The sequence below is a fragment of the Pseudomonas sp. TE3644 genome, assembly GCF_056278815.1.
Genome location: NZ_JBWBQF010000001.1, coordinates 1,534,606 through 1,547,488 on the forward strand (window position 1 = coordinate 1,534,606; position 12,883 = coordinate 1,547,488).

Sequence of the window (12,883 nt, forward strand, 5' to 3'; positions counted from 1 at the left end):
GGTTACTCCTGTGCGGTGACGGGGCGGGTGTCGATCTCGGCCAGGGCCTGGGCGCAACGCTCTTCGGCGGTGTCCAGTTCCAGTTGCATCTGCTGGATATCGAGCAACTGCTGTTGCAGCTGTTGGCGGCGTTCGCTGATTTTGGCCAGCATGCTGGTCAGCTGTTTCTGGTTGCCGCTGGGGTCGTACAGCTCGATCAGCTCGCGGCACTCGGCCAGGGAGAAGCCGATGCGCTTGCCGCGCAGGATCAGCTTGAGGGTGACCTTGTCCCGGGGGGAGTAGATGCGTTCCTGGCCACGACGTTCGGGGCTGAGCATGCCTTGTTCTTCGTAGAAACGGATGGCGCGCGTGGTGATGTCCAGCTCGCGGGACAGGTCGGAGATGCTGTAAGTCATGGTGGGGCTCGGCGGGGTGGTTGACGTTAACGTAAGCCTTGCTTGACGTGAACGTCAAGCCCTGCGCCTCAACGCGCTGTAGCCGCTGCCGCCAGGCTGCGCTGGCCGTGGTGGCCCCTGAAAATCTCCAGCGTACGCGAAGGCCAGCGCAGCCTGGCGGCAGCGGCTACATGCATTCAGCCCCTAGGTAATTACCACCCCCCACACCGCCTCACCCGGCTCAATGGCGCCTTCATTCACCCCTAGAAGGGCTGCCACTATGACCTCTGCCTTACCCGATCAACCGCTTCCCCCGCTGCTGTTCGGCGCCTTCGCCGATGAAATCGACCCGCTGTGGCGCCACCTGCAGGTGGTCCGCCAGCAGGACGCCATTCGCCAGGCCACCGGTGATGATCCAGACCTGACGTCGAGCGCGTGGCTGACACTCAAAACCCACCAGCGCGCCTTGGGCGACGCCCGCCGGGCCTGCGCCGCCGCGGCGCGTGCCGTGGTAGGCCGTACCGATGCCTGGCCGCAGTTCAAGCCTGGCCAGGTGCTGTTCGATGCCTTGTGCACGGCGCACATTCGCGCCCTGCGCGCCGAGTACCACATGGCCAAGGCCTTGGGCCAACTGACCGACGTGCAGGCCGCGCGCCTGCTGAGTGTGCTGGAGGCGCCCGATGATGCCCAGCGCCCCGCCGACGACACGCTGGTCGCGGACCTGGCGCTGCTCAATCCCGAGGGCAACGAGGTGGTGCCCGGCGTGATGCTGATTACCCATCGCGACGCAGTGCAGAACCCGACCGCCGCCTACGATGTGCTGGTGTACTGGCCAGGCGCGGAGGGTGGCCTGGCGGTGTTCGATTCACTGGACCACGTGAAGCGCGAGCTGTTGATGTGGCTGGATGAAGCCGCGCAGGCGCAGACCACCCTGTCGCTGGCGCCGATCGTCGGGCATGCCTTTGAAGTGGGGCTGGCGCGCCAGTGGCGTCGGCTGCACGCCCATGCCCTGGCCATCGACGCCGGCGAGCGCCTGTATGACGATGCCCCAAGCCCCGAAGCCTCGCGCCAGCGCTGGCAGCAGGAAGCCGTGGCGTCCTTGAGCGCGGCACGCCATGACGCCCGTGATCAGGCCTTTGCCGATTTGCTGCAGGAGCACACCGCCAGTGACCTGGCCCGTGGCCTGCCAGCCTGGATGACCCACCTGGCCCAGGCCGATCGTGACCTGGTTGACCAACGGCTCAACGCTTACCTGCAAGCGTTGGGCAAGGCTCGCCAGCAGTTGCAGCGCGATGTGGCGCCGCGTGACGAGTTTGTCGCCACACGCCTGGCCGGGCCCCTGCAGCGCGACTTCGGCCTGCAGCCGGAGCAAGTGCTGATCGACCTGCCGGTGTCGGTGGAAGCGGTCAAGGAAGTGGTCAGTGAAGGCGGTACGCCTGGCACGCCGTCGCGCCAGGTCAACACCCCCAGCCGCGAGCGCGAGACCCTGACGCTCACCGCCCTGGCGTTGGCCGGGGTGGACAAGGCATTGGCCACGCGGCTGCACTTCGCTCACGTTCAGGGGGTAGGGTTGGCCGACACCGCGCGGCTGCCCACGGTGGATCAGCTCAAGGCCTTGTGCGCCGAACTGGACGTGCCGGCCCTGTACGAGCAGACCTTGCGCGACGCCTTCATGGGCCCGCGTGCTGAAAGTGCAGAGGCGGTAACGGCGCGCCGCCAGGTATTGCTGGCGCCCTGGCACGCCAGCCTGGCGCTGCACACCACCCTGGCGCACCTGCGGGGGCAACTGGATGCCGAGGCCATCGAGCTGGTGGGCAATGCGGGGGCGCTGCTGCACACCGTAGGCCTGCATCGGGGGCCGAATGCGCTGGACGGCTCCCGTACCACCTTGGGCAGCGTGACGCTGATACGTCATCCCGAAAAACCGTTGACCGTGCTGCACCTGCCTGATGCCCCCAACGGCAAGGTGCTGACGGCCCACGCCAGCCCTGACGCCGCCTGCGCCGCCCTGGCCGGCATGGCGCTGGAAAGCGGCATGGTCGATTACCTGGCCACCCAGCCGGTGGTGGGCAACCCCGCGCAACAGGCGGGCTATCTGCGCCAGGCGCTGCTGAACAACTTCACCGGTTTTGTCTTCCCCGGCGAGCCTGTGGCCACGGCGGCCAGCCTGGCCGAGCGCCAATTGAATGTGCAGATGGGGCGCATCATCACTCAGCACCGCGCCTCGGCGCGCTCCCAGGACACCTTGTGGCTGGAGGCGGCCGCCCAGGGCCATGCCGTCATTTTCCCGATCATCAAGGTGTTCATCGGGCTGGTGCCGTTCGTGGGCACGGCGGTGGGCCTGTATGACGCCTTCGAGAATGCCATGGCGGTAGTGGACGCCTGGGCCAACGGGCGCCCTGGCGAGGGCCTCGATCAGATGGAGAATCTGCTGGCCGCGCTGGTGGGCGCGGCCATGGATGTGCTGCCGGGGCTGGCTGCCGGCAATGCGCTGAAAGTACGCAGCGTGGTGCGCGCGCGGCAGGCCGCCAACGCTCGCCGCCTGACGCCCGGCAGTACTGACGGGCTGTACGGCTCGGCGTTTCGCGGCTATGAAAGCGAACTGTCGCCCCTGCTGTTGCGCAATGCCGAGGGCGGTGTATTCAGCCATGCCGATCAACACTACATCGTGCGCGCCGGCACGGCGTACGCGGTGCAATGGGACGCCACCTACCGTACTTGGCGGCTGCGCGGCAACGCGCTGAAAACCTACCGCCAGCCGGTGGTAAGGGACGCCGATGGCAACTGGAACACTCATGGCGCGGTCCATGGGCGCTTGGTCAGCGGTGGCCTGGAAGGTGGCGGTGGGGTGCTGACCCATGTCGCCGACCAGATGGTGGAACGCTTGCCTGTGGCGGTGCAGCGTCGTCTGCCGCGGTGGCTGGGTGATGCCCAGGCGCGCGAGCAGCGGCGCATCTATGATCGGCTGCTGACTGAAGAACGGGAGGTGTCCCGTCTCTTCATGGCCACCGAGTGGGCGCGCCAGCGTTACGTCAACAATGACGAGGCACTGCGCAACGCCCTGTTGAAAGTGGCCCTGGAAGAAGTGCAGGCCTGTGATCAACTGCTGCTGACCCTGGGCCAGCAGCGTGGTCGGCTGCCCGATCACCTTTACCGCAATACCGTGCGCGGCACGCGCTACCAGGCCATGGGGCGCATCCAGAACCTGATCCGCCTGGGCAAGGACCGCTTGCGCACCTTGTCCGCCAACTACGCCCGTATTCAGGATGCCCAGGGCGATGTAATCGCGGCGGCCGAACGCGGCGAGGTGGACATCGACCGCTTCGTGCGCGCCAGCGAAGACTTTTTGCGCCAGGCCCGAGAGTTGCGCATTCAATTGCTGGAGCAGGCCGACTTCATCGACCACTGGAGCGCCCGCTTCGAGAAGGAATGGCACAGCGCTGCCCTGGACCCCAAGCGCCGTACCGACATGGAGCGGGTGATGCGCGAAAGCGACTATCGCTACCAGCCGCGCCTGCACCAGGTGATCAAGGCCGAAACCCTGCTCAAGCTGGTGCTCAAGGATGACGTGGGCGGCACCGCCGAGCGTGTCGAGCTGGCACGCCTGTTCGCCCGCGACGTGCGCGCGCTCAACGCCTTGCTCACCACGTGGCGTGACATGGGCGAAGTGGTCAACCTCAGTGGCGCCCACCGCAAGCGCCTGCTGGAACAGTTCGCCAGTGAGATGGAATACTTCCGCTGGCGCCTGGAAGAGTGGACGGGCGCCTACCCCGAGCAAATTGATCTGCGTTATCAGAAAGGTGTGCTGCGCCACCTCAAGGCACTGCGTGATCACGCCTTGGCTGACCTGGCCAGGGACAACCCCACGCTGCGCCGCGAACAGCCCGAGGGCGGGCCGCGCAAGCGCGTGTTCGAGACGGTGGATGACCGGGTGCTGATTGGTGTCGAGCAGGGCCGTGGCGATGCCCAGATCATGCAGGTGGACTTGCAGGATGGCAGTGCCCAGCGTTACCAGCGTCAGGCCAATGGCAAGTGGCGGCTGCAGGAAGGGGCGCTGTTGCAGCAGCAGTTGTCGGAGTTGCAGGCCCAGGCCCGCGTGCGCCTGGACAAGTCCGCGCAGTTGGTGCTGCGCGCCGAAGGCTACGGGCGCCGGGGCATGCCGCTGGCCAGTGTCGATGACCTGTTGGCGAACGAGGGGCGCGGCCTGCAGGAACTGGCCCGGCAGATTGAACGTCTGGCCACGGCGGCTGATGATATCGCTGAACTGGTGACGCAACTGCGTGCGCGTGGCCAGGACCTGATCGCCCAGGCGACGGTGGTGCGGGTGCGTCTGAGCAAAACCAGCCAGCAGCCGACCATGGCCTATGTGGAGTACCTGCTGGAGCAGCGCCAGGTGCGTCTGGAGCGCCGTGGCGGGCGGGTGCCGGAAGGATTTGAGGGGCAGAGTTTCCTGCAGGAATATGCGGTGGTGGAACTGGCTACGGGAGAGGACCTGTGGTTCGCGCACTTCCATTACCAGAAGCAGCGCCATGCCTTCGACGCCTTCAGCGCCGCCCACCTCAAGCGCGCCGACCAGCGCCTGCTGGGCGCGCAATGGGAAGCGCAGCAAGCCGCCCAGGGCGCCAATGAGCGTGTATGGCGCAGTCCCATCAGCCTGGCCCAGGCGCGGCGGCATTTTGAGCCGTTGGTGTAAGGGGTGGCTTGAAACCGCGTCGCCTGCATCGCGACCAAGGTCGGCTCCTACGCCGTCCTTGGCCGCGATGCAGACACCGCCGGCCGGTAGCAGCAACTGTCTTTGTGGGAGCGGGTTCTACCCGCGAAAAGGACGCCGCGTTGCGCCAGGTATTACGCGGTGTTCTTTTCGCGGGTAGAACCCGCTCCCACAGGGGGTGGTGTAGCAGCTGCCGAAGGCTGCGTCTGGCACACGCGGTGTATCAGTTGTACCGCAGCGCCTGTGACGCGGCCTGGCGGCCGCTGCTACGGGGTTACGCGGTGCGGTTCTGGTCGGCGCGGGTCACGGCCTGGCCCAGTTCGATCATCTGTTCGCGCATCCAGCGGTTGGCCGGGTCCTGGTCGGTGCTTTCGTGCCAGTACAGGTGGGTTTCCACCGGCGGCACGTCGTTCACCGGCAGGGCCACGTAGTTCAGGTCATGGCGGCGGGCGAAACGCTCGGGCACGGTCATCACCATGTCGGTCTGCTGCAGCACCTGGGAGGCCATCAAATAATGCTGCGAGCGCAGGGCGATCTTGCGTTGCAGGCCCATCTTGCCCAGGGCCAGGTCCACATAGCCCAGGCCGTTGCGGCGGCTGGAGATGTGGATGTGGGTCAACGCCAGGTAGTCGTCCAGGCTGATCTTTTCCTTGGTCAGCGGGTGGCCCTTGCGCAGGGCGCACACGTACTGGTCTTCCATCAGTTTGACGTGACGCACCTGCGGGTCGGTGTTGAGCGGGGCGTCCACGGCAAAGTCCAGGCGGCCGGCGGCCAGTTCCTTGGTGGTCTCGCGGCGTTTGCACAGGAAACTTTCGATCACCACGGCCGGTGCCAGGCGGCGCAGGCGCTGGAACATGGGCGGCAATATCACCGCCTCGGTAAGGTCGGTCATGCTGATGCGGAAGGTCTTGTTGGCCTGCAACGGGTTGAAGATGCGGCTTTCCTGCACCGACACGCGCAGCAGCGACAGGGCGTTGCGCACCGGGCCGATGATGTTCTGCGCCATGGGCGTGGGCACCATGCCCTGGGCGGTACGCACGAACAGCGGGTCGTTGAAGGTTTCGCGCAGGCGCGCCAGGGCGTTGGACACCGCCGGCTGGGTGATGCCGACGATCTGGCCTGCGCGGGTGAGGTTGGCCTCGGTGTAGATGGCATCGAAAACGATGAACAGATTCAGGTCGACCTTGCTCAGGTTCATGTGGCTGCGCTCTTGTTGTGGTTATGCCGATGCATCGCGTCATCCTATATCGGTGATGAATGATAATAGACGCCGAGAATAGGTTAGATAAATCTTGGTGCCTGTTCTAGCATCGTTTTCATGCCAACGACAACCCTTGCTCACAGGTAGCCGCCCCATGGATTTTGCTTATTCGCCCAAGGTTCAGGAATTGCGTGAGCGCGTCACCGCGTTCATGGATGCGTACGTGTACCCCGCCGAAGCCGTGTTCGAACGCCAGGTGGCCGAGGGCGATCGCTGGCAGCCGACCGCGATCATGGACGAGCTGAAAACCAAGGCGCGCGCCGAGGGCCTGTGGAACCTGTTCCTGCCCGAATCCGAGCTGGGCGCGGGGCTGACCAACCTCGAATACGCACCGTTGGCGGAAATCATGGGCCGCTCGCTGCTGGGGCCGGAGCCGTTCAACTGCTCGGCGCCCGACACCGGCAACATGGAAGTGCTGGTGCGCTACGGCAGCGAGGAGCACAAGCGCCGCTGGCTGGAACCCTTGCTGCGTGGCGAGATCCGCTCGGCCTTCGCCATGACCGAGCCTGACGTGGCCTCGTCCGACGCCACCAACATGGCCGCCCGTGCCGAGCGTGACGGTGATGAGTGGGTGATCAATGGGCGCAAGTGGTGGACCTCCGGCGCCTGTGATCCGCGCTGCAAAATCATGATCTTCATGGGCTTGAGCAACCCCGATGGCCCGCGTCACCAGCAGCATTCGATGATTTTGGTGCCGGTGGATACGCCCGGGGTGAAGATTGTGCGGCCGTTGTCGGTGTTCGGCTACGACGACGCGCCCCATGGCCACGCCGAGGTGCTGTTCGACAACGTGCGGGTGCCTTATGACAACGTGCTGCTGGGCGAAGGGCGCGGGTTCGAGATTGCCCAGGGGCGCCTTGGCCCAGGCCGCATCCACCACTGCATGCGCTCCATCGGCATGGCCGAACGGGCGCTGGAACTGATGTGCAAACGCGCGGCGGAACGCACCGCCTTTGGCCGCCCTTTGGCACGGCTGGGCGGCAATATCGACAAGATCGCCGACTCGCGGATGGAGATCGACATGGCGCGCCTGTTGACCCTGAAGGCGGCGTACATGATGGACACCGCCGGCAACAAGGTGGCCAAGAGCGAGATCGCGCAGATCAAGGTGGTGGCGCCCAATGTGGCGTTGCGGGTGATCGACCGGGCGATTCAGATTCACGGCGGCGCGGGTGTCAGCGGTGATTTCCCGCTGGCCTACATGTACGCCATGCAGCGCACCCTGCGATTGGCCGATGGCCCGGACGAAGTGCACCGTGCGGCGATCGGCAAATACGAAATCGGCAAATATGTGCCCAAGGAGCTGCTGCGCAGCGCCCGCGAGCAGCACTGAACCCTGTAGCCGCTGCCGTCAGGCTGCGCTGGCCCTGATATTCGCTGGAGGTTTTCAGTGTACTCGGGGGCCAGCGCGGCCTGCGGCAGCGGCTACAGGTCAATACACCCACACCTCCACGCGGCGATTCTTGATACGGCCTTCATCCAGGTCGTTGGCCGCCACCGGCATCTCCGCGCCCAGGCCGCGAATATCGCGCATCACCACGCCATTGCGCGCCAGCTCACGGCGCACGGCCATCGCCCGCAACCGCGACAGCAATAGCGCGCGGGCGTCGTCATCCTTGGTGTCGCCGAAGCCCACCAGGGTCACGTCCTTGTAGGTCTTGCCGTGCACCCGCAGGTATTCCAGCACCCGTTGCACGTCAGCCTGGGCCTTGTTGTCCAGGCTGGCGCTGCCTTCGGCAAAGCGGAAGTTCACCGACAGGCGCTGGGCTTCGCTGGCCAGCTGGCGATAGTCGCCGGGCATGGTCAGGCTGGTCGGCACCTGGATGGCCTGCACGGTCTGTGACACAAAACCGAACTGGGCGACGATGGCCTGGCCCTTGTCGCTCTGGGTGAAGCGCACCAGCGCCTGGGCCCAGGGGTTGCTGCGCGCGGGTGGCAGGTAGAAGTACAGGCGCCGTGACAACGGATAGTCCTCGGTGGCGATCAGGCTGATGCTGGGCGGCATGGCCTGGGCGGCGCCGTCGCCGATGGCCAGGGCGCGGGCGTGGCGCACATAAGGCAGGCCAATGAAACCGATGGCCTGAGGGTCGCGGCTGACTTCATCGGACAATTGTTCGCTGGACTCCAGGCGCCGGGCGCTGGTGGCCAGGGCTTTGCCGCGCGGGCTCAGCAGCAGTTCCTTGAACGTGTCCCAGGTGCCGGACTGGTCATCGCGGGCGAACAGGTGGATCGGCCCGTGGCCGATACCCAATTGCGCCCAGTCGCGGATTTCCCCGGAAAAGACCTGCGCCAGTTGCCCGGTGCTGAGCTGGCGCAGCGGGTTGTCGGGATGCACGATCACCGCCACGCCGTCGATGGCGATCACCTGTTCGGCTTCGGCGCTTTTCAGGTCGCCCAGCTTGTCCAGGGCCACCAGTTCGCTGTCCTTGATCGGTCGCGAGGCGGCAGCCAGGTCGGCTTCGCCGTGCTCCAGTGCGCTGAACCCGGTGCTGGACCCGTGGGCGTCGATCTCGATGCGCAGGTGCTGGCCGTCCACCGTCAGGGCGCGGACTTGTTGCTCGTTGGCGTGCGGCCCGGTGTCGATCTGTACCTGTTTGAGGCCTTGGTCCAGCAGCATGGCCTTGACCAGGGCAGGGCCCAGTTCGGCGCCGATGGTGTTGGAGCCCTGGATGCGCAGCACGGGGACGTCGGCCTGGGCGGCGAGGGGGGCACATACCAGGGCGAGGATAAGGAGGAGGCGGGAGAGCATTATTCTCGGACCGTTTAGCCTTAGGGGCGGTGCGACGAGAATAAGACAGGGGGGTTACGGGGGTGTTACAGGGTTTTTGGGGTGTTTTTGGGGGGGGAGGCTTGAGGGGTTTGTTGTTCTTCAGATCGAGCGCCGCCCGCGCGGCGCTTCCCGGGCACAGCCCGGTCCTACATCTGTTTCGGGCCAGTTTTGCCTGTGCCATTACCTGGTCCGCCTTGTTCTTTCACTACCGATCTGCAGTGAACCAACAGAGCGGTCGAGGTGATCTCACAGGCAAAACTGGCCCGAAACAAATGTAGGACCGGGCTGTGCCCGGGAAGCGCCGCGCGGGCGGCGCTCGATCTCAACATCCCCACAAATCCAAAGCGAACCCAGACGAAATTAAGCCAGTTTCAGCCAAATCGGCGCATGATCCGAAGGCTTCTCCATGCCCCGCAACTCATAATCCACCCCCGCATCCACCACCCGCGACAACAGCCCCTGGGAAGCCAGGATCACGTCAATGCGCAGCCCGCGCTTGGGCTCGTCTTCAAAACCACGGCTGCGGTAGTCGAACCAGCTGAAACGGTCGGCCACGTCCGGGTTCAGGTGCCGGAAGCTGTCCACCAGGCCCCAGTTCTTCAGGCGTGCCATCCACTCGCGTTCTTCGGGCAGGAAGCTGCACTTGCCGGTCTTCAGCCAGCGCTTGGCGTTGTCCGGGCCGATGCCGATGTCGCAGTCCTCGGGCGAGATGTTCACGTCGCCCATCACCACCAGCGCCTGGTCATTGCTGAACTGGCCTTCCAGCAGCGCCTGCAGGTCTTCGTAGAAGCGCCGCTTGGCCGGGAATTTGGTGGGGTGGTCGCGGCTTTCACCCTGGGGGAAGTAGCCGTTCATGATGGTCACCGGGTTGCCATTGGCGTCGGCGAAGGTGCCCCAGATGAAGCGGCGCTGGGCGTCTTCTTCATCGGTGCTGAAACCCTTGTGCAAGGCCAGCGGCGCCTGGCGCGACAGCAGGGCCACGCCGTAGTGGCCCTTCTGGCCGTGGAAGTGCACGTGGTAGCCCAGGGCCTCGACGTCAGCCAGGGGGAACTGCTCGTCGCTGACTTTGGTTTCCTGCAGGCCGATCACGTCGGGCTGGTGTTTTTCGATCAGCGCCGCCAGCTGATGGGGCCGGGCACGCAGGCCGTTGATGTTGAACGAGACAATCTTCATGGAGGCGGCAGTCCTGAGTAAAACAGCGATGCTAACGGATGGGCCGCAGCATGGCGAGCCTCGTGCTAGCGTCATTGGATGGAACCCTCGCGCGTTGCCACACCCCAATACAACAGTGCGTCGCATCAAGCGGCGCCGTGCTGCACAGGAGTTCAACCATGACCCAGACGGCCACCATCGTATTGCTGGACGGCGGTTACGCCAGTGAGGTGCGCTCCTTGCTGTACCACGCCTACCGCCACGAACCGACCTTCGCGTATGTATTCGAGGCGGACCGCCCCGGCTACGAGCAGCGCGTGCGGGCCACGGTGCGCGAGCTGGTGAAGCAGCACTTTCTGCAGGACCTGCCCGGCATCGGCCTGCTGCACGAAGACCGCCTGGTGGGCGTGGCCCTGATCGCGCCGCCGCAACGGCGCCTGGGCATTACCGAAAGCTGGGCCTGGCGCCTGCGCATGTTGCTCAGCACCGGGCTGCGCTGCACCCGGCGCTACCTGGAATATTACCAGTCGGTACTGGCCTGCCTGCCCAGCGAGGCGGTGCACGTGCTGCCGTTGCTGGCCATCCATCCTCAGTATCAGGGTCACCATTTCGGCGAACAGCTGCTGACCGCCGTGCACAACTGGTGCGCCGACGATGAGCACTCTGACGGCGTGGTGCTGGACACCGGCAACCCGCGTTATCTGGACTTCTATCAGCGCCAGGGCTACGAGGAAATCGGCGAGATCGCTGTAGGCCCCGTCCGCGAGCATGTGTTTTTTCATGCAAGCCCGCAACATTTGGAACACATTCGCGTCTAGTATCAGAATCTTGCGAGGGCTGATTCGCTCTTAAAACGTCGCTTTACCGTGATAGCATCCGCGCCATGAAGTTTTCAGGACGATTTACCCGCGGTCTGGTGTTGCTGTTCACAAGTTTTGCTGCCCATGCGCAGAGCGAACTGGTGGTACAAGTCAAACCGGCCAATGCCGCGCTCAAGGCCAACGTCGAAGGTTACGTCGGCAGCCTGGGCAACCGTGATGCCGAGGCCCTCGAGCGCTTCAGCCATGGCGCCGAGGAGCAGGCCGCCAAGGCCGCCCAGGCGCTGGGTTACTACCAGGCACACATCGCCAGCCAGGTGAAGGACGGCGCCAACCCGCAGCTGGTGCTACGCATCGAGCCGGGCGAGCCCATTCACCTGCGCAACGTCACTATCCGCATCGATGGGCCGGCCAGCCAGTTCAAGCGCTTCCGCCTGCCCGACAGCCCCGACCTGCGCGCCGGCGCCGTGCTCAATCACGGCCACTACGAAGACGCCAAGCACCTGATCGTCAACCAGGCCTCACGGTTCGGCTATTTCAAGGGCCACTTCACCCAACAGCGCCTGGCGGTGGACCCGGTAGCCGGGGTGGCCGATATCGAACTGGTGTATGACAGCGGCCCGCGCTACTCGCTGGGCGCCGTGCATTTCGAGGGTGACACGCCCTTTGACGATGATCTGCTGCAACGCATGGTGCCGTTCAAGGCCGGCACGCCCTACGACTCGCAACTGGTGGCCGAGCTGAACCAGGCGCTGCAATCAAGTGGCTATTTTGAAAGCCTGCGCGTGGATGCATCGCCTACCTCTGCCGAAAATCAGATCATCCCGGTGGACGTGCAGCTCAAGACGCGCAAGCCGCGCACCGTCGGCATCGGCCCGGGCTACTCCACCGACGTGGGCCCGCGGGTCAAGGCCAACTGGACCCGTCACTGGGTCAACGCCAAGGGCGACAGCTACGGCGCCGAAGCCGAAGTATCCGCGCCACGACAGAACATCGGCCTGTGGTACGACCGTCCGCTGGACCCGCCGCTGACCGACAAGCTGCGCTGGGCGGCGGGTTACCAATACGAAGAAATCGCCGACACCGACAGCCTCAGCAAACTGCTGACCGTGGGCCCCGAATGGCACAGCAAGCTGCCCAGCGGCTGGCAGCGGGTGATCTCGCTCAAGTGGCAGCGCGAAGAATACCGCCTGGGCAACGATGCCGGCCTGAGCACGCTGCTGATGCCCGGCATCAGCTATGGCTACCTCAAGAGCGACAACAAGGTTGACCCGCACAACGGTTACCGCCTGCAGTTCGACGGCCAGGTGGCCAAGGAAGGGCTGGGCTCGGACGCCAACCTGATCCACGGCAATGTGCTGCTCAAGGGCCTGACTACCTTGGGCGAGAACCATCGCCTGCTGGGCCGGGTGCAGTTCGGCGGCAGCCTGACCAATGGCTACAAGGCCATCCCGCCGTCGCTGCGTTTCTTCGCCGGTGGCGACCAGAGCGTGCGCGGCTATGACTACCAGACCCTGTCGCCGGAAAACTCCGACGGCGACAAGATCGGCGGCCGCTACCTGGTGGCCGGCAGCGTCGAATACCAGTATTCGATTGCCGAGAAATGGCGCATCGCGACCTTCGTCGACCAGGGCAACTCATTCAATAATCTGCAACTGCCTAGCCTGAAGACCGGCGTGGGTGTCGGCATCCGCTGGGTATCGCCTGTTGGGCCGATCCGCGTCGACCTGGCCCATGCCCTGGAAGACCCGGGCGGTTTCCGCATTCACTTCTCCATAGGGCCTGAGCTTTGAATCG

Annotated in this window: 8 protein-coding genes; 4 read left to right on the forward strand and 4 right to left on the reverse strand. The window is 65.1% G+C overall.

The genetic code is table 11. The features are described from left to right. Positions 1–2 precede the first annotated feature (2 nt). Entirely contained in the window at positions 3–395 is a 393-nt protein-coding gene (locus ACZ9GA_RS06970; RefSeq protein ID WP_027979480.1) for a MerR family transcriptional regulator, read from the reverse strand. Between the two features lie 259 nt (positions 396–654). Here ACZ9GA_RS06970 and ACZ9GA_RS06975 point away from each other — a divergent pair, with 259 nt between their 5' ends. Then, complete coding sequence (locus ACZ9GA_RS06975) at positions 655–5,067, forward strand: hypothetical protein (protein ID WP_457363368.1); 4,413 nt, start codon at positions 655–657, stop codon at positions 5,065–5,067. 292 nt (positions 5,068–5,359) lie between these two features. On the opposite strand, the gene ACZ9GA_RS06980 is transcribed toward ACZ9GA_RS06975, so the two are convergent. Further along, complete coding sequence (locus ACZ9GA_RS06980) at positions 5,360–6,283, reverse strand: LysR family transcriptional regulator (protein ID WP_027979482.1); 924 nt, start codon at positions 6,281–6,283, stop codon at positions 5,360–5,362. 157 nt (positions 6,284–6,440) lie between these two features. Between ACZ9GA_RS06980 and ACZ9GA_RS06985 the strand changes: the two genes are divergently transcribed. Beyond that, a complete protein-coding gene (locus ACZ9GA_RS06985; RefSeq protein WP_457363367.1) occupies positions 6,441–7,679 on the forward strand; it encodes an acyl-CoA dehydrogenase in 1,239 nt (412 codons plus the stop codon). A 99-nt stretch (positions 7,680–7,778) separates the two neighbouring features. Here ACZ9GA_RS06985 and ACZ9GA_RS06990 read toward each other — a convergent pair whose 3' ends face one another. Beyond that, the gene (locus ACZ9GA_RS06990; protein ID WP_457363366.1) at positions 7,779–9,095 is read right to left on the reverse strand and encodes a substrate-binding domain-containing protein; all 1,317 of its coding nucleotides are present in this window, start codon (positions 9,093–9,095) and stop codon (positions 7,779–7,781) included. A 381-nt stretch (positions 9,096–9,476) separates the two neighbouring features. Next, entirely contained in the window at positions 9,477–10,289 is an 813-nt protein-coding gene (gene xthA / locus ACZ9GA_RS06995; RefSeq protein WP_457363365.1) for an exodeoxyribonuclease III, read from the reverse strand. A 158-nt stretch (positions 10,290–10,447) separates the two neighbouring features. Between xthA and ACZ9GA_RS07000 the strand changes: the two genes are divergently transcribed. Together ACZ9GA_RS07000 and ACZ9GA_RS07005 are read left to right on the forward strand one after the other, a co-directional pair. Beyond that, positions 10,448–11,086, forward strand: a complete 639-nt coding sequence (locus ACZ9GA_RS07000; protein ID WP_457363364.1) for a GNAT family N-acetyltransferase — start codon at positions 10,448–10,450, stop codon at positions 11,084–11,086. Between the two features lie 65 nt (positions 11,087–11,151). Further along, positions 11,152–12,879 carry an autotransporter assembly complex protein TamA gene (locus ACZ9GA_RS07005; RefSeq protein ID WP_457363363.1) on the forward strand — a complete coding sequence of 576 codons (1,728 nt, stop codon included), beginning with the start codon at positions 11,152–11,154 and terminating at the stop codon, positions 12,877–12,879. Positions 12,880–12,883 lie beyond the last annotated feature (4 nt).

What these genes read in the sequence shown, in the direction of transcription:
- ACZ9GA_RS06970 (WP_027979480.1), bottom strand. Translation starts at nt 395, where the DNA reads ATGACTTACAGCATCTCCGACCTGTCCCGCGAGCTGGACATCACCACG.
- ACZ9GA_RS06980 (WP_027979482.1), bottom strand. Translation starts at nt 6,283, where the DNA reads ATGAACCTGAGCAAGGTCGACCTGAATCTGTTCATCGTTTTCGATGCC.
- xthA (WP_457363365.1), bottom strand. Translation starts at nt 10,289, where the DNA reads ATGAAGATTGTCTCGTTCAACATCAACGGCCTGCGTGCCCGGCCCCAT.
- ACZ9GA_RS06985 (WP_457363367.1), top strand. Translation starts at nt 6,441, where the DNA reads ATGGATTTTGCTTATTCGCCCAAGGTTCAGGAATTGCGTGAGCGCGTC.
- ACZ9GA_RS07005 (WP_457363363.1), top strand. Translation starts at nt 11,152, where the DNA reads ATGAAGTTTTCAGGACGATTTACCCGCGGTCTGGTGTTGCTGTTCACA.
- ACZ9GA_RS07000 (WP_457363364.1), top strand. Translation starts at nt 10,448, where the DNA reads ATGACCCAGACGGCCACCATCGTATTGCTGGACGGCGGTTACGCCAGT.
- ACZ9GA_RS06975 (WP_457363368.1), top strand. Translation starts at nt 655, where the DNA reads ATGACCTCTGCCTTACCCGATCAACCGCTTCCCCCGCTGCTGTTCGGC.
- ACZ9GA_RS06990 (WP_457363366.1), bottom strand. Translation starts at nt 9,095, where the DNA reads ATGCTCTCCCGCCTCCTCCTTATCCTCGCCCTGGTATGTGCCCCCCTC.